Here is a 19,729-nt window from a genome sequence, read left to right as displayed (position 1 = left end):
GTGCCCGCCGAGCTGGACCGGCTGGTGCTGGCCATGCTCGCCGAGGACCCGGCCAAGCGGCCCGCCGGCGGCGAGTCGATCCGGCGGGCGCTGGCGGCCATCGCCAGGCCGCGCGCCAACCCGGCCGCCCCGCCCATGACCGGCGCCCCCGGCGGCGGTCCCGGCGGCGGTCCCGGCGGTGGGGCGGGGGCGACCGAGGTCTACCAGTTCGCCGCCCCCAGAGTCGGCGACACCGCGATCTACCAGGCGGGCGATCTGGCACCGGAGCCCGTCGCCGCCAACCGCAAGCTGTTCATCCAGCTCGGCGCGGCCGTGGCGATCATCGCGGTCGTGACCGTGGTCATGGTGGTGTGGGCGGTGTCGGGGGAGCGGCAGGCGGCCGTGGCCACGCCCTCTCCCACGCCCAGCGCCTTGATCCAGATACCGGCGGAGACGCCGTTCGACACGCCTACCAGCGACCGGACCCCCGACGTCGTGACCACGCTCGACACCGAACCGAGCAGCCTGCTCGGGACGGTGCCGCCCAAGGCCACGCTGGGGGAGGCCATCCCTCCGGGCGGATGGGGCAGGTGGCTTGAGGCGTTCGACCAGGCGCTGAACTCCCAGCAGGCCATGGGCGGGATCGATCCCGCCGTCGCGGCGAAGGCCCGCGAGAAGATCAGGAAGGCGGGCAGGAAGTTCGGCGAGGGCCACATCGATCCGGCAATGAACCATGTGGCCGGCGTCTACCGCGACCTGATGCGCGCGCAGGAGAAAGGCCGCATGGCGCCGGGAGGGCCGCTGACCGAGTTCATGGGGGAGTGGCGCCTGCCGGGCCGCTGATCGCCGCGACAGGGCGGGCAATCGTGATTTGAGGGACATAGCGCGTACATTGGCGAAATGACCTTCGACTACGCGGCGCGCCGTGAGCGGCTCGCCGGGTTGCTGCCCGCCCACGAGGTCCAGGCACTGCTGGTCACCTCGCCGGAGAACGTCCGCTACCTGACCGGGCTGGCCAGCTCCAACGCGGCCGTGCTGGTCAGGGCCGACGGCTCGGCGCTGCTGGCCACCGACAACCGCTACATCGACGTGGCACGCGCCCTCGACGTGCCGGCGGTCGAGGCGGCCGACGTGGCGGGCGCCCTGGCGGGCGTCCTGGAAGGGCCCGGGACCGGCATCGAGGCGGCGAGCATGAGCGTGGCCACCTATCGCCGGCTGGGCGAGGGGCTGGTCCCGCTGGGGCCGGTGGTGGAGGTGCTGCGGGCGGTCAAGGACGACGCCGAACTGGCGCTCCTGCGCACCGCCTGCGAGCTCACCGACCAGGCCTTCGCCGACGTCTCGCAGCGCATCGCCCCCGGCATGACCGAGCGTGACCTGGCCCGCCTGCTCGACAACCGCATGACCGAGCTGGGCGCCGACAAGCCCGCGTTCGACACGATCGTGGCCGCCGGCGAGAACGGCGCGATCCCCCACCACGCCCCCACAGGCAGGGAGCTGCGCGCCGGCGACCTGGTCACCATGGACTTCGGCGCCCGTTACCACGGTTACCACGCCGACATGACGAGAACGGTCTGCCTCGGCCCGCCCGCCGCCTGGCAGCGCGAGCTGTACGACCTGGTCGTCGCGGCGCAGCGGGCGGGCAGGCACGCCCTCGCCCCCGGAGTGCCGGCCGGCGACGTGGACGCCGCCGCCCGCTCCGTGATCGCCGAGGCCGGTCACGGTGAGCATTTCCGGCACGGTCTCGGCCACGGAGTCGGGCTGCAGATCCATGAGGAGCCGTTCCTGGGTCCCTCTCGGACCGGTAGACTAGAGGATCGAGTTCCGATCACCGTCGAGCCTGGGGTCTACCTCCCGGGCCGGGGCGGCGTTCGCATTGAGGACACGCTTGTGACACGCGAGGGCGGGCCGGAACTTTTCACCAAGACGACCAAGGAGCTGCTCGTCCTTTAGAGCGGCCACACGCGGGAGAGAACGAGTGGCGACGACCAACGACCTGAAGAACGGCATGGTGCTGAAGCTCGACGGCGGGGAGCTCTGGGCCGTTGTGGAATTCCAGCACGTCAAGCCGGGCAAGGGCGGCGCGTTCGTGCGCACCAAGCTCAAGAACGTCCTCTCCGGAAAGGTCGTCGACAAGACCTTCAACGCCGGCGTCAAGGTCGAGGTGGCCAACGTCGACAAGCGCGAGATGCAGTATTCGTACAAGGACGGCGACGAGTTCGTGTTCATGGACACCGAGACCTACGACATGGTCAACGTGCCCAGCGCGACGGTCGGCACCGCCGCCAACTACATGCTGGAGAACACCCTGGCCACGGTGGCCTTCAACGAGGGCTCCGCGCTCTATGTCGATCTGCCCGCGGCCGTCGAGCTGACCATCTCCACCACCGAGCCGGGCCTGCAGGGCGACCGCTCCACCGGCGGCACCAAGCCCGCCACGCTGGAGACCGGCGCCGAGATCAAGGTCCCGCTGTTCATCACCACCGGGGAGAAGGTCAAGGTCGACACCCGCAGCGGCGAATACCTCGGCCGGGCCTGAGGTGTCGGCACGCGGCAAAGCACGCAGGCGGGCACTCGACATCCTTTTCGAGGCCGAGTTGCGCGGAGAGGATCCGCTGAAGATCCTCTCCGAGCGGGTGGAGCGGCAGGAGCCCCCGGTCAACGAATACACCTCGGCCCTCGTCGAGGGCGTCGCCCGGCACAACGAGCGCATCGACGAGCTGATCACCACCTACGCCGAGGGGTGGACCCTCGACCGCATGCCGGCGGTCGACCGCAACCTGCTGCGCGGCGGCACGTACGAACTGCTGTGGATGCCCGACGTGCCCGAGGGCGTGGTCATCAGCGAGTGGGTGCACCTGGCGGGGGAGCTTTCGACCGACGAGTCGCCCCAGTTCGTCAACGGCCTGCTGGCCCGCTTCAAGCAACTCAAGCCAAGCCTCACCCTTTAGACACCCTTTTGCCCGCCGTCATGGCCGCCAGTTCGGGGTACGTTCCAACCACGGCGATCCCGTACTCCGCGTGCGGGTCCGTCCGGCATCCGGAGTAAGGGCGCGTCACCAGCCGCGACGCGCCCTTTTCCATGCCGCCCGGCTAGGGTGCGCACCGTGACTCCTCCGCTCCCTGAAGGGAACGGCTTCTCGCCCCGCTTGCGCGGGAGACGACGGCCAAGCCCTGACCGATGCCCGAAAGCACAAGCTCAAGCGTATCCGGAGGCGGCGACAGTGTCCGAGGGCCTGCCACTGCGCGCACGGGCCCCTTTGACGGTCCTCCCGCTCCCGATTCCCCTATCGCCTGAAGGCGACGGTCCCCTCAGGAGGCTCTGATGGTGACGGAGGATGACGTGCGCAGGCTGGCGCTGACGCTGCCCGAGACGACCGAGAAGACCATGTACGGCACGCCCGCCTTCTACGTGCGCGGCAAGTGGTTCGCCCGGATCAGGGAGGAGGGCGACGTGCTCGTCCTCCCGGTGTCCGCCGAGGAGGACAAGGCCGGGCTGATCGCGGCCGAGCCCGCCAAGTTCTTCACCACGCCGCATTACGACGGGCACGCGATCGTGCTGGCGCGGTTCGGGGCGGTGGACGCCGAGGAGATGGGCGAGCTGCTGACCGAGGCCTGGCGGCTGCGGGCGCCGAAACGGCTGGCCGCCGAGCTCGACGACCGCGCCTGACCGCGCCTGACCGCGCCTGACCGTGCGGGGCCGTGCGGGGCGGGGGGCGGCGGACGCGTGGCGGCCGGGGTTTCCCGCGGGTCTCCCCGCTGGGGAGCGGGCGATCGCGCGCACGGCGTAGGCTGGGCCCATCCGCGAAGAAGCCGTTCGCGAAGTGCGCGTTCGCGAGGGCGCCGGTCGCGAGGGAAAGGGAGGCGAGCCGACGTTGCGTGCTGAAGGCGTCACGAGGACCCCGGCGGTGCGGACCGCCGTCGTCTGGGACGCGTTGCGTTCCGTGCTGGCGGAGCGGGCCGCGTCCACCGGGCGCGAGAGGCTCGACATCGTCGACGCCGGCGGCGGCACCGGCGGGTTCGCCGTGCCCCTGGCGGCGCTCGGCCACGGCGTCACCGTCGTCGACCCGAGCCCCGACTCCCTGGCCGCGCTCGAACGCCGGGCCAAGGAGCAGGGCGTGGGCGTCCGCGCGCTGCAGGGCGACGCCGCCGACCTGGGCGAGCTGCTCAGCCGCGACAGCGCCGACCTGGTGCTCTGCCACAGCGTGCTGGAATACGTCGAAGACCCGATCAGCGCGCTGACCGCCGTCGCCGCCCTGCTGCGCAGGGGCGGGGCCGTGAGCGTGCTGGCCGCCAACCCGGTCGCCAGCGCCATCCACCGGGCGCTGGCCGGCCAGTTCGACGAGGCCAGGTCCGTGCTCGACGACCCGAGGGGGAGCTGGGGCGAGCGCGATCCCACGCCCCGGCGTTTCGCCGCCGACACGCTCGTCGAGTTGCTGGGCGCCACCGGCTTCTCCATCGGGGCCGTCCACGGTGTCCGGGTCTTCGCCGATCTGGTGCCGAGCAGGCTCGTCGACGGCGAGCCCGGCTCCACGGACGCGCTCGTGGCGCTCGAGCAGGCGGCCTCCACCCACCCGGTGCTGAGAGACATCGCCACGCAGCTGCACGTGCTCGGTCACAGGACCTGAGCCCCGACGACCGGCACGGGCGCGGCGGAGACCGCGCCTCACCGCCTCACCGCCTCACCGCCTCACCGCCCCACCGCCTCAGCGCCAGGAAGGAAAAGATCGATGGCCGCCCCTCTCGGTGTAGAACGCCTGTTCGGATAGACTCGACGGCGTGTCTCGCAAGCAGATCACCGGCATCGGCCCCGCTCCGCGGACCGGGGTCGATGACAGCGGCTGCCCGATCCTCCATGTCGACATGGACGCCTTCTACGCCAGCGTCGAGCTGCTCGACCGCCCCGAGCTGCGGGGGCGGCCCGTGATCGTGGGCTCGCCCGCCGGGCGGGGCGTCGTGCTCAGCGCCACCTACGAGGCCAGGGCGCACGGCGTGCACTCGGCGATGCCGATGAGCAGAGCGCGCCGGCTCTGCCCGCAGGCCACGGTCATCCCGCCCAGCCACGGCAAATACTCCGAGGTCTCCAAGGGCGTCATGGAGATCTTTTACGCGATCACCCCGTTGGTCGAGCCGATCGCCTCCGACGAGGCGTTCCTCGACGTCGGGGGAGCCAGGCGCAGGCTCGGCCCGCCCGCGGCCATCGCCGCCATGATCAGGGAGCAGGTCCTCGACCGCTACGGCATCACCTGCTCCGTCGGCGTCGCCGCGAGCAAATTCGTGGCAAAGCTCGCCTCCAAGCAGTGCAAACCCGATGGGCTGCTGGTGGTGCCCGCCGACGAGGTGGTCACCTTCCTGCATCCGCTGCCCGTGTCGGCCCTGTGGGGCGTGGGGGAGCGCACCGAGCAGGCGCTGGTGCGGCTCGGCATCCGCACGGTCGGAGACCTGGCCAGGGTGCCGTCCAGCACCCTGCAACGGGAGCTTGGGCAGGCCGCGGGCGGTCATCTCGCGGCGCTGGCCTGGGGGCGTGACGAGCGACCGGTGACCGCCCACGTGCCCGACAAGAGCATCGGCAACGAGGAGACGTTCGCGGCCGACGTGGACGACCCCGAGGTGATCAAGCGTGAGTTGCTGCGTCTGTCGGAGCGGGTCGCCGCCCGGATGCGTAAGGGCGGCCATGTGGGAAGAACGGTAAGTGTGAAGCTCCGCCGCGCCGATTTCACGACGATCAGCCGCTCGCGCACGCTTCGCGAGCCCACTGATGTGGCGCAGGTCATCTATGCCACCGCGTGCGAGCTGTTCGCCGCCGCCGGCCTCGAACGTGTGAGGTTGCGCCTGGTGGGGGTGCGGATGGAAAGTCTGAGACCGGCCGGCGAAGCCGTGCGCCAGCTCAGCCTGGGCGAGCGGGAGACCGGCTGGCGCGAGGCCGAACAGGCCATGGACAAGGCGATCCGGAGATTCGGCCCCGACGCGGTGCTCCCAGCATCGCTAGTACGTGGCAAGCTTGATGAAATAGAGACATGACGTTCGATGTCCAGATTTAGGGGGACGTCAGTGTCCCAGTTTTGGGGGAAGGGGGACGAGATGGGTCACAATGGAGCCATGACGTCACCTCCGGTTTGGTCTGCGTTGGACGTTTGCTTTCGCCTGCGTCTACAGCCTCGTATCCTGGGGATGACCGACCGCGAGGTTCGGACACCCCGTGTCGTCCGTTGCCGTCTTCCCCGTCCTGGGGCCGTCCTTGGGAGGCGCCGTGCCGCTCTCTGAGCACGAGCAGCGCTTGCTCGACCAGATCGAGCAGGCCCTCTACGCCGAGGACCCGAAGTGGGCCAACACCGTAAGGATCAGTGACCCGCGCAGCCATTACAAGCGTCGCCTGATCAAAGCCTCCATCGGCTTTGCCCTCGGCGTCGTCATCATGATGGTCGGCGTGGTCGTCAGTGGCAGTGCCCTGATCCCGCTCGGCGTCGGCGGTTTCGTGGTCATGCTCGCCGCGTGTCTGTGGGGCTTGTCCAGCTGGAAACGTATGAATGGGTTCGGTGACTCGCCCCCGGCCGCCCCCGGCGGCGGCACGGCCGCTCCTCGGGGCAAGCAGCCCCGCAGAGGCAACCGTGGCACCTTCATGGAGCGTATGGAAGAGCGCTGGCGCCGTCGCCACGACGAGCGCTGACGCACCCCAAGCGTGCGGCCGCTCCCTGACCAGGGGAGCGGCCGCACGCTGGGTCATGTGGTCATGATCCCTTGTGCGCCGCCGTCCGCCGGAGCCTGATGTTCTCCAGCAGGTCGAACCCGTCGAGCAGGCCCTCTCCCACGCGCCGCAGCCGGCGCAGCGTCGACGGAGGCAGCAGCACAGCCCTGATCCGCCTGCCGCGTGACACCGTGGCCGCCAGGGCCTGCCGCACCTGGCGCAGGTCCTTGCTCAAGGGCGCGATCGGGCCCGGGTCCCTGGCGTACAACACGCGCTCGACCGCCGAGGCGATGGTCGCGATGGCCGCCGCGGAGTCCGCGTCGAACTCGTACTGCTGGGTCAGCCGCCGGGCCAGCGCCCGCGGGGTCTCGCTGTCCTCGCGGACCATCCCATAGTCGTACAGCACGTCGTCGAGCTCCGCCCAGACGGCTGCCACCCACGGGACGGTGTCCTCGCGCTTGCCCGGTGTCCTCCCCGGCGCCGTCGCCGGCGTCGTGGCCGGCTGCGGCGCCTTCCCCCTCAGCGTGCGTACGCGCCTGTTCCGCGCGACCAGCCGCACGCAGGCGGGGACCAGCAGGAGCACGAGCAGCACGCCCGCGCCGATGCCGAGCTGGCCGATCAGCGGCATCGAGTCGTCCGGGGGAAGCCCGCCGGTCGCCGCCTGGGCCTCGCGGTCCAGCTGCCGCTCGTTGCGCCGGGCCTGCGGGTCCTGCGGCTCGTCGGCCGGGGACCTGCTCTCTCCCGTCGACGGCGTCGACTCCTCGCCCGTCGTGGTGCTGGGCCTGGGCACCGAGTACGACGGCACGCGCGCGCTGCCCTGGCCGATCGACCCCGACGGAGTCGGCTCGAACGGCAGCCAGCCCACGCCTTCGAAGTACAGCTCGGGCCAGGAGTGGGAGTCGTTCGTGCCGACCGTCCACCGGTCGCCGATCTTCATGCCGCCCGTGTAGCCGATCGCCACCCGCGACGGGATGCCCACCAGCCTGGCCATCACCGCCATGGACGCGGCGAACTGCTCGCAGTAGCCCGCCCGGTCACGCAGCAGGAAGTCCCGCAGCGCCGAGTTGCCGTGCCCCTGCGTGCGCAGGTTGTAGGTGAAACCGCCGTCCGTGGTGAAGAAGCGCTGCAGCTTCACCGCCGCATCGTAGGTGGTCGAGGCGCCACGGGTGACCCGCTCGGCCAGCGCGGCGATCTCGGGCGGCAGGTTGTCCGGCAGCGCCAGATACCGGTCGTCGACCCTCGGCTGCTCGCCGTCGAGCGAGTCGAGCAGGTCCGGCGTCGGCTCCGGCTCGCTCGTCGCCACCTCGTACTCCAGGCCGGCAGCCTCGTCACGGGTGGAGAAGACCATGAGCGTGTCGACGTCGGCCCGCCAGTCGCCGTCCACCCGGATCTGCCGGGCCGGGTACGGCAGCGGCAGGAACGACAGCCGGGCGATCTCGTCGCTGATCTGGACGTTCGTGATCACATTCTTGATCGTCGGCTTCTGGCTGAGCCCGGGCGGCTCGGGCAGCGGGCCGTTGTCCGTCCTGTTCTGCGGCGCGCCCTTCGGCTCTGTCATGCCGAACTGCTGGCCGTCGAACCTGTCAAGCGAGTAGATCCGCAGATACCTGGCCTGGTCGTCGTTGTTGCTGTAGGTGAGCACCACCCGCCGCTCGGGCAGCTCCAGCTGGCCCTTCAGGTTCGCGATCGGGTTGGGGATGCTGATCGAGTTGCCCCGCCCCGACCCGTTGCCGCCCACGCCGAAGGTGAAGAACGACACGGGCTCCATCGCCGGCAGCGCGGCCGGCACCAGCACGGCCAGCGCGATCGCGGCGAACCCGATACGTTTGCCGGACAGGCGCAGGCCACTGGTGTCGGCCGGGGAACGGGAGCCGTCACGAGACTGCGCGGCGCGGGTGGTCCGCCGCACCAGCACGGCCCGGCCCCAGTGCCCCACCCGCTCGCGCCCGTCGGCGATCAGCAGGCCGATGAACCCGAGCGCGGCGATGATGAACGCGGGCCAGCTGATCGGCTCGGCCAGGATCGTGGCCGGCACCGTGGCCAGCGCCAGCAGCGGCAGCCCGGCCAGCGCCGCCCGCCGCAGCCGCGCGGCCAGCAGGTCCACGGTGATCGCGATGAGGGCCACGCCGCCCGCGGTCAGGAGCGTGATGCCGTCGGTCACCGGCACGGGGGCGGCGAACCGCTGGATGTCGGCCCAGCCGACGCCCAGCAGCCGGGCCAGCTCCGCGACCGACCCCTTCGTCGGCACCACCAGAGCCCACGCCTCGGACGAGGCGAAGGTCACCGTCAGGTAGATCCACGTCGCGGCCAGCGCGACCAGCGGAGCCGCCCACGCGGGCAACGACAGGCGGCTGGTGAGCAGGCCCGCGACCACCACCGCGAGCACGGCGCCGAGCGACGCCCAGAACCAGGCGCCGCCCTGGAAGAGCGGGTAGAGCAGGATCGCCGCGGTGAACACGGCCACGCCGGAGGCGCCGGTGAGCCTCATGCCGCACCTCCGGCCGGGCCGACCGCGTACCTGCCGTGGGTGGCCGCGTCCTGCCAGACGGAGGCGATCGAGGTGCCCGCGGGCAGCCGTACGATGCGCCAGCCGTACCCGGCCAGGACGGTCCGCACCGCCTCCAGGTCCTCAGCGGCCTTCCGGTCGCCGCCGTCCCAGGTCGCCACGTCGAGCAGGACCGCCACTCCGGTGATGCCGCTGTGCCTCAGCCTGGCCAGTTCCCTCGCCTCCTCCGCGTCCATCGAGCCGAGCACGGCCACGATCAGCCCGTCGCCGCCGCCCTGGCGCAGGGCGGAGACGCCCATCTCGAGCGAGCGGACGGGGCTGTGCCGTACCACGGCGAGGGTGTCGAGCAGCGACCAGCTCAGGCCCGTGTCGGTCAGGTGCTCGGCGCCCTGGTCGGTCACCAGCCGCAGGCCGAGCCCCTCGCGAGCGAGGTGCACGCCGATCGAGGCCGCGGCCGAGACGCCCACCTCGAACGACGAGCGCGGACCCTCGCCGCGGTGGGCGTGCCTGCGGGTGTCGAGCAGGAGCGCGCCGCGGCTCTGCCACTGCTGCTCCTCGCGGCGCACCATCAGCTCGCCGCGGCGGGCGGTCGAGCGCCAGTGCACCCGCCGCAGGTCGTCGCCCTGCCGGTACTCGCGCGGCGCCACGTCGTCGTCGCCGGCCGCCGCCACGCTCCTGGTGCGGCTGTCGCCGCCGCCCGTCCACTCGCCCGACAGCCGTACGTGCGGTAGCGCGGCGACGTGCGGCGTCACCACCAGCGTGTCGCTGATGGTGAACGAGCGGGTCAGCTCGACCAGGCCGAACGGGTCGGCGATGCGGATGGACAGGGGGCCGATCGTGTAGCGGCCGCGCAGGTCGGAGCGCACCCGGTAGTCGATCTCGCGTACGCCCCGCGACTCCACCCGGTCCAGCACGAACCGGGGCCGCACGCCGAGGGCGTAGGGAACGGTGTCCTCGATGAGCAGCAGGCCGGTGGGCAGCCTGGTGACGTTCTCCAGCCGCAGGGTGACGGTGGCCTCGCCGCCCACCTCAGCCCTTGACGGATCCAGCCGCCTGGCGCAGCTCAGGCGGTAGCGCGTGCGCGCCGCCACGAGCGCGGCCAGCAGCGGCAGCGCGGTCACCAGCACCCCGATCCTGAACAGGTCGTTCTCGCCCAGGAGCACCGCCATCAGCAACGCCGCGATCCCCGAGGCGAGGAACGATCTGCCTCTGGAGGTCAGCGCCTGCAGTCCGGCTCTCACGACGCTCGCGACTCGGGCACCGGTACGCGCCTGAGCAGATCGGCCACCACCTGTTCGGGCAGCCGGCGCTGTCCCTGCGCCTCGATGCTGGGCAGCAGCCGGTGCGCGAGCACGGGAATGGCCAGGTCCTGCACGTCGTCGGGGATGACGTAGTCGCGGCCGGCCAGCGCCGCGTGGGCCCGCGCGGCCCGTACGAGCTGCAGCGTGGACCGGGGTGAGGCGCCCAGGCGCAGGTCGGGGGAGTGGCGGGTGGCCACGACCAGGTCGATGGCGTACTTCTTGACCGCCTGCGAGACGTAGACCCCGCGGACGGCCTCGATGAGCGCCCGCACCTCGGCCGTCGTCGCCACCGGCTCGAGCTTGTCGAGCGGCGAGGCGCTGCCGTGCACGTCCAGCATCTCCAGCTCGGCGGTCGGCTCTGGGTAGCCCATCGCGATCCGCACGGAGAAGCGGTCACGCTGTGCCTCGGGCAGGGGATAGGTGCCCTCCATCTCAATGGGGTTCTGGGTCGCCATCACCATGAACGGCGAATCCAGCTGGTATGTCACCCCGTCCACCGTCACCTGGTGCTCCTCCATGCATTCCAGCAACGCGGACTGCGTCTTGGGGGAGGCACGGTTGATCTCGTCGCCCACGACGATGTTGGCGAACACCGGCCCGGGCTTGAACTCGAACTCCCTGGTCTGCTGGTTGTACGCGCTCACCCCGGTGATGTCGCTGGGCAGCAGGTCGGGGGTGAACTGCACGCGCCGCACGGGGCAGTCGATCGACCGGGCGAGAGCCTTGGCCAGCATGGTCTTGCCGACCCCTGGCACGTCTTCGATGAGGAGGTGCCCCTCGGCGAGCAGGACGGTCAGCGTGAGGCGGACGGCGTCGCTCTTGCCCTCGATCACCGATTCGATGGCCTGCCGAATCCGGTGGGCGGTGGAGACCAGCTCGTCGAGCTGGGGAGGGACGTCATGGGTAACTGCCACCAGGCCTCCATGAGAGAAGTGCGACGGCTGTCCCGTTGGTGCCATTGCGGGAGCCATGCCATTCCTTTTCCATTGTGTGTACGACCCTACGACGCTGTGGGTTCGCGAGCGACATTTGTGGATATTCCAGCGAACCTCGGCGATGTTCCTGTTCTTGTGGCATAGAGGTGCGAATCCAGTGACAGGGCGGGCCATGATCCGCTCCACATTCCCCCACTGCGGCCTTCGTGAAGCGCCCACCGCCTAATTCCGCGGTCTTTTCAACCCTCGACACGCCCATGAGGGTTGACCGGCCGCTCACCCCCCTCCACCCCACTCCACCGCTCTGACCTGCAGTAACGCAAGGGAAACTGATGATGAAGACGGTTCGAATCAGTTGACGGTGGGGAGAAGTGGAGTATGGTGGTGCGCAGTGGAGGGCCCGGTGCGCCAGCGCTGAGCGCTTCACGAGGCACGGGAGGTGGGGCCGATGTTCCTCGGCACCCATCAACCGCGTCTGGACGACAAGGGACGGCTGTTCCTGCCGGCTAAGTACCGTGAGGAGCTGGCGGAGGGTCTTGTGATCACCAAAGGCCAGGAGCGATGCCTCTACGTCTTTCCCGTGGAGGAGTTCCAGCGCATAACCGAGGCTCTCAGCACCGCCCCGGTCACCGCCAAGGCGGTGCGTGACTACAGCCGCGTCTTCTTCGCCAGCGCGTCCGACGAGAAGCCAGACAAACAAGGGCGCATCACGATCCCGCAGAGCCTCCGCCAGTACGCGGGGCTGGAGCGTGACTGCGTTGTCATCGGGGCCAACACCCGGTTGGAGATCTGGGACGCGCAGGCCTGGGAAACCTATCTCAGCGCGCAGGAGCAGGCGTTCGCCGATCTGTCGGAGGAGGTGCTGCCAGGGATCTTGTAGCGACCACGGTCGATCCGTCGGTGATGTCGTTCGGCGAGGTCTCCACCCGCAACCACTGTCTGCCAGCTGATGCACCTTCCCCGGTGTCAGATGACAGGCGTCCACGAAGAGGGTGCGGATGGGGACCTGGCCGGGCGGCGCCGGGTGGGGACCCAGGAGGACCGGCGAGACGATCGATACGCGTCATCCGCGAGCAGGACGCGAGAGGGGGGTTGGAGATGCAGAACGACGTCGGCACGGGCGGTCACGTTCCGGTGATGCTCGAGCGCGTTCTGGAACTGCTCGGTCCCGCGCTGTCGGGTCCCGCGCCGGTGGTCGTCGACGCCAACCTCGGCCTCGGTGGGCACTCGGAGGCCCTGCTCGCCCGCTTTCCCGCCCTTCATCTGATCGGGATCGACCGCGACCCTTTCGCGATCGAACACTCGACCCGCAGGCTGAGCCCTTATGCCGACAGGACGACCCTGGTCCACGCGTCCTCCGCCGACCTGGCCGAGGTGCTCGCCCGCGCGGGGCGCACCACGGTCGACGGAGCGCTGTTCGACCTGGGGGTCTCCTCGCCGCAGCTCGACGAGGCCGAGCGCGGGTTCGCCTACGCCTACGACGCGCCGCTCGACATGCGGATGGACACCGAGCAGGAGCTGACGGCGGAGCAGGTGGTCAACACCTACGCCGCGGACGAGCTGATCCGCATCCTGCGTGACTACGGCGAAGAACGATTCGCCCCGCGTGTCGCGGGCCTGATCATCAGAGAACGGGCCAAAGAGGCAATAACCTCGACCAAGCGGCTGGCGGACATCGTCCGACAGGCGATCCCCGCCGCGACCCGGCGTACCGGGGGCAACCCCGCCAAGAGGACTTTCCAAGCGCTGCGCATCGAGGTGAACGCGGAGCTGTCCGCCCTGGAGGCGGCGCTTCCCGCGGCCCTCGACGCGCTGGCGCTCGGTGGGCGAGCCGTCGTGCTCTCCTACCACTCACTCGAGGACCGGCTCACCAAGCAGGCCCTCGCGGCGCGAACCAAGGACACCAGCCCACCAGGGCTGCCGGTCCCGCTGCCGGCGCACCAGCCGAGGTTCCGCCTGCTGACGAGGGGAGCAGAGCTCCCAAGCGAAGAAGAGCTCGCCCGCAACCCGCGGGCGGCCTCGGCCCGGCTACGGGCGGCAGAGAGGATCCGTGTTGACGACTGAGCAGGAGTTCGGCCGGGGTGCGCCCGTCCGCCGCGCCGTGCCCAAGACGGGCACGCGCCGGTCCGGAGCGCAGCACCAGTCCAAGCCGCGGCCCCGTCCTGACGCACGCCCCCACGCAGAAGGCGCGGGGGCGGTCACCGGCCGCGCGCGTCCCGAGGTCAAGCGGCTCCCCGACGGCGCCCGCGCCGAGACCGGCCCCGGCCGCCCCGTACCGCGACGGCGGCCCGCGCGCCGGCAGCGCGCGCCGTTCGTGCTGCTCGTGGTCGGGTTGCTCTGCGGCGGCCTCGTGAGCCTGCTGCTGCTCAACACCATGCTGGCCAAGGACGCGATCACCGACGCCAACCTGCGCGAGGAGATCGCCGTGGCCCGCCAGGAGAACGAGAAGATCAACCAGGAATACCAGCGCAAGACGCAGCCCAACGTCATCGCCGAGATGGCCGAGAAGCAGGGCCACCAGCCCGACTGGGACGACGTCAACGCCTGGACCAGCGCAGGAGACCGAGCAAGCCGGGTGGACAGGGAACGGTGAGGGACTCCAGCGGCAGGGGGCAGGGACCCGGCCGCGGCGCTGGCGGCGCCGGCTCTCAAGGAGGGCCAGGCGCCGCTCGTCGTACGCCGGGAGGGCCGGGACGGGGAGGACGGCAAGGCGGCTCCGCCCGTTCCGAGGGCACGGGCCGCCCGGCCTCCCCGGACGAGCCGCCCCGCCGGCCACGCAAGCCCGACCCGTTCGACCTGCCGTTCGGGCGTGACGACACGACCAGGGACCGGCCGCCGCAGGAACCCGGCTCCCCGCGCGGGCGCCGCCCCGGCGACTCCGACCGTGACTCGGGCCGTGACCCCGGACGCGGCTCCGGTCGTGACTCGGGTCGTGACTCCGGCCGCGGTTCCGGCCGCGACCCCGGCCGCGGCGTCGGTCGTGACTCCGGCCGTGAATCCGGTCGCGACTCTGGCCGTGACCCCGGCCGGGGTCGCGCGGGCGATGCCGGCGCGCGCCGGCGGCCTCGGGACGAGAGCGACCCGCCGAGGAGCCGCGCGCCACGCGACGGCGACGGCTCGAGGGGCCGCGTCCCCCGTGGCCACGGGGGTGACGCTCCGAGAGGGCGGGCGCCTCAGGGGCGTGACGACAACGACCGGCTGCGCGGCCGGGCCGCGCAGGGCCGCGATGAGGGGCCCAGAGGGCGTCCCATCCCAGGCCGGGACGAAGGGGAGCGTCCCCGGGGCCGGGTCACGCCGGGCAGGGACGAGGAGCGTCCCCGGGGGCGTTCCACGCCGGGCCGGGACGAGGGGGAGCGTCTCCGAGGGCGTTCCACGCCGGGGCGCGATGAGGGAGAACGTCCCAGGGGACGGCCCGCGCAGGGCCGCGATGCCGCTGACCGGCTCAGGGGGCGCGACGAGCGCTCGCGCGGCCGTGGCGACCGCCGGGAGGCGCCCGACGCGGCGCTGGGCCCGCGCCCGCGCCGTGACGGGGCCCGGCCTGACGCCGGCGATCCCCGGCGCACCAGCCGGCAGGAGGACGGGCCGCTGCGCCGTACCCAGGCGGGGGGAACCAGGCCGCAGGCCGGTGGCTCCGGGCCGGAGCAGGCGCGAGGCGGCCGCGAGCGGGTGGCGGCGCGCCGCGGCGGAGACGTGCCGCCACCCAGAGGGCCGCGCCGGCCCCCCACGCCGCCGCGCCCGCCCAGGCCGCCGCTGATGCTGCGGCTGGGCAGCCCGCGCAGGCGCATCAACATCGGCCTGATCGGCATGACGTTCGTGCTGTCGATCTTCGCCGGGCGGCTGATCCAGATGCAGGGGCTCGACACCAAGGTGTACGCCGCCGCGGCGGCCGACCAGCGCCAGCACACCGAGGACATCCCCGCCAAGCGGGGCTCGATCACCGACGTCAACGGCCACGAGCTGGCCGTGACGGTCGAGGCGCGCGACGTGTCGATCGATCCGAGCAAGGTGCCGGCCGGCGCGCGCGCCAACATGGCCGCGATCCTGGCCAAGCATCTTGGCAAGGACCAGCAGGACATCGCCGCCAAGCTGGCCAGGACGGACACCCGCTACCAGCTCCTGGCCAGGGGCGTCGACCCCGTCGTGGCCAGCCGCCTGCTGCAGGCGCGCGTGCCCGCGCTGTCGGCGAAGAACACCTACCGCCGGCTCTACCCCGCGGGTGACCTGGCGGGGAGCCTCATCGGGTTCGTGGGCGACGAGGGTGACGGCCTGGGCGGCATGGAGCAGGCGAGAAACTCGCTGCTGGCCGGCCGCGACGGCGAGATGCGCGTGGAGACCGGCCGTGACGGCCTGCGCATCCCCATGACCAGCAGCCAGCGCACCGCCCCCGTCAACGGCCGTGACGTGCGGCTCACCATCGATCGCGACATCCAGTGGGCCGCCCAGAAGTCGATCGGCGAGCAGGTCCGCGAGTCGGGCGCCGACAGCGGCACCGTGATCGTGATGGACGTGCGGACCGCCCAGATCATCGCCATGGCCAACTCTCCCGAGCTCGACCTGAACAACTGGCGCAAGGCCCCGGCGAGCAGCTACGTCAACAAGGCCGCCGCCGACGTCTTCGAACCTGGCAGCACCAACAAGGTGATCACTGCCGCCGCCGCGCTGGAGGCCGGGGTGGTGCGGCCCGACACGGTGTTCGAGGTGCCCGACCGGATCCGGTGCGCCGACCAGGTCCTGCGCGACGCCCACGCGCACAAGACGGAGTCGATGACGTTCCGCCAGGCCATGGCGCAGTCCAGCAACGTGGCCACGATCATGGCCGCGCGCAAGGTCGGCAGCGAGGGCCTGTACAGGATGCTCAAGGCGTTCGGGTTCGGCACGCGGCCGGGTGGCGGCGTGCCCGGCGCCGAGGCCGGCCTGCTGCCCGACTACAAGAAGTGGTCCGGCAGCCAGAGCTGCACGGTCGCCTACGGGCAGGGCGTGTCGGTGACCGCGCTGCAGATGGCCAGCGTCTACCAGACCATCGCCAACGGCGGCGTCAAGATCGACCCGCAGATCGTCGCGGGCACGACCGACCCGTCGGGCAGGTTCGTTCCCGCCCCGGCCGGTAAGCAGACCAGGGTGGTGAGTCAGACGACGGCGAAGGAGATCACGGCCATGCTGGAGGGCGCGGTGGGAGAGGAGGGCACCGGGCAGCTCGCGGCCATCCCCGGTTATCGCGTGGCGGGCAAGACGGGCACGGCGAACCGCTATGATGCCGAGCTCGGCCGTTATGACGGTTACACGGCCTCGTTCGTGGGGTTCAGCCCCGCGGACCACCCCCGGCTCGTGGTGCTTTCCGTCCTGCAGAACCCGAAGAACGGCCATTTCGGCGGGCAGCTGGCGGCCCCCGTGTTCAAGGATGTGATGACGTTCGCCATCAAGAGCAGGAAGATTCCTCCCACAGGCTCCGCCGCGCCGCCGGTGCGGACGCGCGCGGGACAGTGACTAGGGAAGGTACGCTCTCGCCGTGCGTCCCCCGTCGTCTATGCGTCCCACGACCAGCCCGCCCCGCCCGCTGACCGGGCTCGCGACCATGATCGACGCCGATTCCGGCACGTCACGGTCGCCCCATGCGGCCCTCACCGGCGTCACCATCGACTCCCGCGCCGTCCGGCGGGGAGATCTCTACGTCGCGCTGCCCGGCAGCCGGGTGCACGGCGCCGACTTCGCCGCCGAGGCGATGGCCAGTGGCGCCGTCGCGGTACTCACCGACCGGGCCGGCCGCGACGCGGCCGTCGCGACGGGGCTGCCCGTGCTGATCGTGCCCGATCCGCGCGCCCTGCTGGGGCAGATCTCCTCCTGGGTGTACGGCCAGCCGGCCCACGACGTCCAGATCCTCGGCGTCACCGGCACCAGCGGCAAGTCCACCACCACGTTCATGCTGGAGGCCGGCCTGCGGGCGGCCGGGCACACGGCGGGCCTGGTGGGCGGCGTCGAGATCCACGTGGGCGAGGAGCGCTTCGAGCCCACGCTCACCACGCCGGAGGCCTGCGATCTGCACGGCCTGTTCGCCCTGATGCGCGAGGAGGGTGTCGGCGCCGCCGTGATGGAGGTCTCCAGCCACGCGCTCGCCCTCGGCCGGGTCGACGGCATCTTCTACGACGTGGCCCTGTTCACCAACCTCTCGCAGGACCACCTCGACTTCCACAAGGACTTCGACGACTACTTCGCGACCAAGGCGCGGCTGTTCCAGCCCGAGCTGAGCCGTGCCGGGGTGACCAACATCGACGACCGCTACGGGCGCGAGCTGCTCGGCCTGGCGAAGGTGCCGATGACCACGTTCTCCGCGGAGGGCGATCCGGAGGCCGAGTGGCGGGTGATGGACGCCAGGCTCGGCGCCGACGGCAGCGCGTTCCGGGTGGTGGGTCCCGGCGGGGTCGAGGCCGACGCGCAGATCGCGCTTCCGGGCCCGTTCAACGTGGCCAACGCGCTCGGTGCCATCGTGACCCTGGTCGAGGCCGGGGTGCCGCTGCAGACGGCCGTGCACGGCGTCGGATCCCTTACCGGGGTTCCCGGGCGCATGCAGCGCATCACGGGCGCTGACGACGCTTTCCAGGCGCTCGTGGACTATTCCCACAAGCCGGGCGCCGTGGAGTCGGTGCTGCGCTCGCTGCGGTCGGTCACGGCGGGCGCTCTGACGATCGTGCTCGGCTGCGGCGGCGACCGCGACAAGGGCAAACGCGCCATCATGGGGGAAATCGCCGCGCAGCTGGCAGATGTGGCTATTTTTACTAACGATAATCCTCGCTCGGAGGATCCGCTCACCATCCTCGCGACGATGATGGAGGGAGCGCTCCGCGTTCCGCAGCACGACCGCGCTCATGTGATCATTGAGCCCGACCGCGCGGCCGCCATCGGCCTGGCGATCGCCCGGGCCGGGCGCGGCGACGTGATCGTCGTGGCCGGCAAGGGCCACGAGCAGGGCCAGTACGTTTCAGGCGAGGTGATCCCCTTCGACGACCGCGAAGTGGTCGCCGAAGCGATCGACGCACGCAAGGAAAGCAGGAAGCACTAATGATCCCGTTGCCTCTGGCCAGGATCGCCGAGATAACCTCGGGCGCCCTGTCGGGCATGGCCGATCCCCGCGCCGTGGTGCGCGGGCCCGTCGTGATCGACTCGCGGGCCGTAGAACCGGGATCCCTGTTCGTCGCCATCAAGGGCGCGCGGGTCGACGGTCACGACTACGCCGCGCAGGCGATCAGGGCAGGAGCGGTCGCCGTCCTGGCCACCAGGCCCGTCGAGGCGCCCGCGGTGATCGTCCCGGACGCCGCCGCGGCGCTGGCCGCGCTGGCCGCCGCCCAGGTCCGCGCGCTGCCCAAGGTCACCGTCATCGGCGTGACCGGCTCGGCGGGCAAGACCGGCACCAAAGACCTGCTGGCCAGGCTCACCGGTCGCATCGGGCCCGCCATCGCCCCCGTCGGCAGCTTCAACAACGAGCTCGGCCACCCGCTCACCGTGCTCAGGGCCGACGCCGACACCCGGTTCATGGTCCTCGAACTGGCCGCCCGGAACATCGGCCACATCAAAGACCTGACCCGCATCGCGCCGCCGCAGATCGGCGTGGTGCTCAACGTCGGCACGGCGCACCTGGGCGTGTTCGGCGGCAAGGAGGCCATCGCCAAGGCCAAGGGCGAACTCGTCGAGGCGCTGCCGCGCACCGGAGTGGCCGTGCTCAACGCCGACGACCCGCTGGTCCGCGCGATGGCCACGCGCACCGACGCCCGGGTCACGTACTTCGGGCGGGGCGAGTCCGCCGCCATCAGGGCGGAGGGCGTCGTGCTCGACGCCCGCGGCCGCGCATCCTTCACGCTGCGCACTCCGTCCGGAAGCGCGCACGTGTCGCTCAAGCTGTACGGCGCGCACGCGGTCGACAACGCCCTCGCCGCGGCCGCGGCCGGATACGAGCTAGGGCTGCCCGTCGCCACCATCGCCGCCGAGCTGTCCGAGGCGACGCCGCGCAGCCGGTGGCGGATGGAGGTCACCGACCGGGCCGACGGGGTGACGGTCATCAACGACGCGTACAACGCCAACCCCGATTCGATGCGGGCGGCGTTCGAGGCGTTCGAGGTGCTGGGGCGCGGGCGGCGGCGGTTCGCCGTCATCGCGGCGCTGCGGGAGCTCGGCGACGACGGGCCGGCGCTCAACGCCGAACTCGGCCGGCTGGCCGGCGGCGCGGGGCTGGCCGGGCTGATCGTGGCGGGCCCTGACGCGGAGCCGGTGCTCCAGGGCGCCCACGCGGCCGCCCAAGCCGCCACGACAGCCCGTGCCCTTCCCCCGCCCCCTGGCC

The 19,729-nt window shown here is 71.6% G+C and carries 17 protein-coding genes; 14 read left to right on the top strand and 3 right to left on the bottom strand.

Annotation, left to right across the window (positions count from 1 at the left end; all coding sequences use genetic code 11):
• The 8 genes from E1292_RS51800 to E1292_RS42095 all read left to right on the top strand — a co-directional run.
• Positions 1 to 822 (top strand): serine/threonine-protein kinase (locus E1292_RS51800; RefSeq protein WP_439331949.1); only part of this gene is annotated, 822 nt, incomplete at its 5' end.
• A gap of 57 nt (positions 823 to 879) precedes the next feature.
• Positions 880 to 1,929 (top strand): M24 family metallopeptidase, encoded by a 1,050-nt coding sequence (locus tag E1292_RS42125; protein ID WP_132604949.1) that lies wholly within the window; start codon positions 880 to 882, stop codon positions 1,927 to 1,929.
• 25 nt (positions 1,930 to 1,954) lie between these two features.
• A complete protein-coding gene (gene efp / locus E1292_RS42120; RefSeq protein ID WP_132604947.1) occupies positions 1,955 to 2,515 on the top strand; it encodes an elongation factor P in 561 nt (186 codons plus the stop codon).
• A gap of 1 nt (position 2,516) precedes the next feature.
• Positions 2,517 to 2,927 carry a transcription antitermination factor NusB gene (gene nusB, locus E1292_RS42115; RefSeq protein WP_132604945.1) on the top strand — a complete coding sequence of 137 codons (411 nt, stop codon included), beginning with the start codon at positions 2,517 to 2,519 and terminating at the stop codon, positions 2,925 to 2,927.
• A 374-nt stretch (positions 2,928 to 3,301) separates the two neighbouring features.
• Positions 3,302 to 3,646: an MmcQ/YjbR family DNA-binding protein gene (locus E1292_RS42110; protein ID WP_132604943.1), complete on the top strand. Its 345-nt coding sequence runs from the start codon at positions 3,302 to 3,304 to the stop codon at positions 3,644 to 3,646.
• 238 nt (positions 3,647 to 3,884) lie between these two features.
• Positions 3,885 to 4,604, top strand: coding sequence for a methyltransferase domain-containing protein (locus tag E1292_RS42105; protein WP_181958386.1), 720 nt, complete (start codon positions 3,885 to 3,887; stop codon positions 4,602 to 4,604).
• Between the two features lie 151 nt (positions 4,605 to 4,755).
• On the top strand, positions 4,756 to 5,997 hold the full coding sequence (locus E1292_RS42100) for a DNA polymerase IV (protein ID WP_132604939.1): 1,242 nt from the start codon (positions 4,756 to 4,758) through the stop codon (positions 5,995 to 5,997).
• A 229-nt stretch (positions 5,998 to 6,226) separates the two neighbouring features.
• Positions 6,227 to 6,643, top strand: coding sequence for an SCO2097 family morphological protein (locus E1292_RS42095; protein ID WP_132604937.1), 417 nt, complete (start codon positions 6,227 to 6,229; stop codon positions 6,641 to 6,643).
• 61 nt (positions 6,644 to 6,704) lie between these two features.
• Here the strand turns inward: E1292_RS42095 and E1292_RS42090 are convergent, their stop codons facing one another.
• Genes E1292_RS42090 through E1292_RS42080 form a run of 3 tightly spaced genes read right to left on the bottom strand, consistent with a single transcriptional unit; the run spans position 6,705 to position 11,427 of the window.
• Positions 6,705 to 9,149: a transglutaminase TgpA family protein gene (locus E1292_RS42090; RefSeq protein ID WP_132604935.1), complete on the bottom strand. Its 2,445-nt coding sequence runs from the start codon at positions 9,147 to 9,149 to the stop codon at positions 6,705 to 6,707.
• Positions 9,146 to 10,408 (bottom strand): DUF58 domain-containing protein, encoded by a 1,263-nt coding sequence (locus tag E1292_RS42085; protein ID WP_132604933.1) that lies wholly within the window; start codon positions 10,406 to 10,408, stop codon positions 9,146 to 9,148. The genes E1292_RS42090 and E1292_RS42085 overlap by 4 nt, the downstream gene beginning before the upstream one ends.
• The gene (locus tag E1292_RS42080) at positions 10,405 to 11,427 is read right to left on the bottom strand and encodes an AAA family ATPase (RefSeq protein ID WP_439331950.1); all 1,023 of its coding nucleotides are present in this window, start codon (positions 11,425 to 11,427) and stop codon (positions 10,405 to 10,407) included. The genes E1292_RS42085 and E1292_RS42080 overlap by 4 nt, the downstream gene beginning before the upstream one ends.
• 424 nt (positions 11,428 to 11,851) lie before the next feature.
• Here E1292_RS42080 and mraZ point away from each other — a divergent pair, with 424 nt between their 5' ends.
• The 6 genes from mraZ to E1292_RS42050 form a co-directional block, all read left to right on the top strand.
• Positions 11,852 to 12,283: a division/cell wall cluster transcriptional repressor MraZ gene (gene mraZ, locus E1292_RS42075; protein ID WP_132511788.1), complete on the top strand. Its 432-nt coding sequence runs from the start codon at positions 11,852 to 11,854 to the stop codon at positions 12,281 to 12,283.
• A 218-nt stretch (positions 12,284 to 12,501) separates the two neighbouring features.
• Entirely contained in the window at positions 12,502 to 13,467 is a 966-nt protein-coding gene (rsmH, locus tag E1292_RS42070) for a 16S rRNA (cytosine(1402)-N(4))-methyltransferase RsmH (RefSeq protein ID WP_132604929.1), read from the top strand.
• Positions 13,457 to 13,996, top strand: coding sequence for a hypothetical protein (locus E1292_RS42065; protein WP_132604927.1), 540 nt, complete (start codon positions 13,457 to 13,459; stop codon positions 13,994 to 13,996). The genes rsmH and E1292_RS42065 overlap by 11 nt, the downstream gene beginning before the upstream one ends.
• Before the next feature lie 1,160 nt (positions 13,997 to 15,156).
• Entirely contained in the window at positions 15,157 to 16,887 is a 1,731-nt protein-coding gene (locus E1292_RS42060; protein WP_132604951.1) for a peptidoglycan D,D-transpeptidase FtsI family protein, read from the top strand.
• Between the two features lie 40 nt (positions 16,888 to 16,927).
• Positions 16,928 to 18,457 (top strand): UDP-N-acetylmuramoyl-L-alanyl-D-glutamate--2,6-diaminopimelate ligase, encoded by a 1,530-nt coding sequence (locus E1292_RS42055; protein ID WP_132604925.1) that lies wholly within the window; start codon positions 16,928 to 16,930, stop codon positions 18,455 to 18,457.
• On the top strand, positions 18,457 to 19,729 hold a 1,273-nt coding region (locus E1292_RS42050), incomplete at its 3' end, for a UDP-N-acetylmuramoyl-tripeptide--D-alanyl-D-alanine ligase (protein WP_132604923.1). The genes E1292_RS42055 and E1292_RS42050, both read left to right, overlap by 1 nt.

The organism is Nonomuraea deserti, from assembly GCF_004348685.1.
Lineage (GTDB): Bacteria > Actinomycetota > Actinomycetes > Streptosporangiales > Streptosporangiaceae > Nonomuraea > Nonomuraea deserti.
This window is presented reverse-complemented; position numbering and strand designations above follow the sequence as displayed.

Excerpts from the sequence above, each read along its gene's own strand:
- E1292_RS42125 (WP_132604949.1), top strand. The coding sequence starts at position 880 with ATGACCTTCGACTACGCGGCGCGCCGTGAGCGGCTCGCCGGGTTGCTG.
- E1292_RS42110 (WP_132604943.1), top strand. The coding sequence starts at position 3,302 with ATGGTGACGGAGGATGACGTGCGCAGGCTGGCGCTGACGCTGCCCGAG.
- E1292_RS42090 (WP_132604935.1), bottom strand. The coding sequence starts at position 9,149 with ATGAGGCTCACCGGCGCCTCCGGCGTGGCCGTGTTCACCGCGGCGATC.
- E1292_RS42080 (WP_439331950.1), bottom strand. The coding sequence starts at position 11,427 with ATGGCACCAACGGGACAGCCGTCGCACTTCTCTCATGGAGGCCTGGTG.
- mraZ (WP_132511788.1), top strand. The coding sequence starts at position 11,852 with ATGTTCCTCGGCACCCATCAACCGCGTCTGGACGACAAGGGACGGCTG.
- rsmH (WP_132604929.1), top strand. The coding sequence starts at position 12,502 with ATGCAGAACGACGTCGGCACGGGCGGTCACGTTCCGGTGATGCTCGAG.
- E1292_RS42060 (WP_132604951.1), top strand. The coding sequence starts at position 15,157 with ATGCTGCGGCTGGGCAGCCCGCGCAGGCGCATCAACATCGGCCTGATC.
- E1292_RS42055 (WP_132604925.1), top strand. The coding sequence starts at position 16,928 with ATGCGTCCCACGACCAGCCCGCCCCGCCCGCTGACCGGGCTCGCGACC.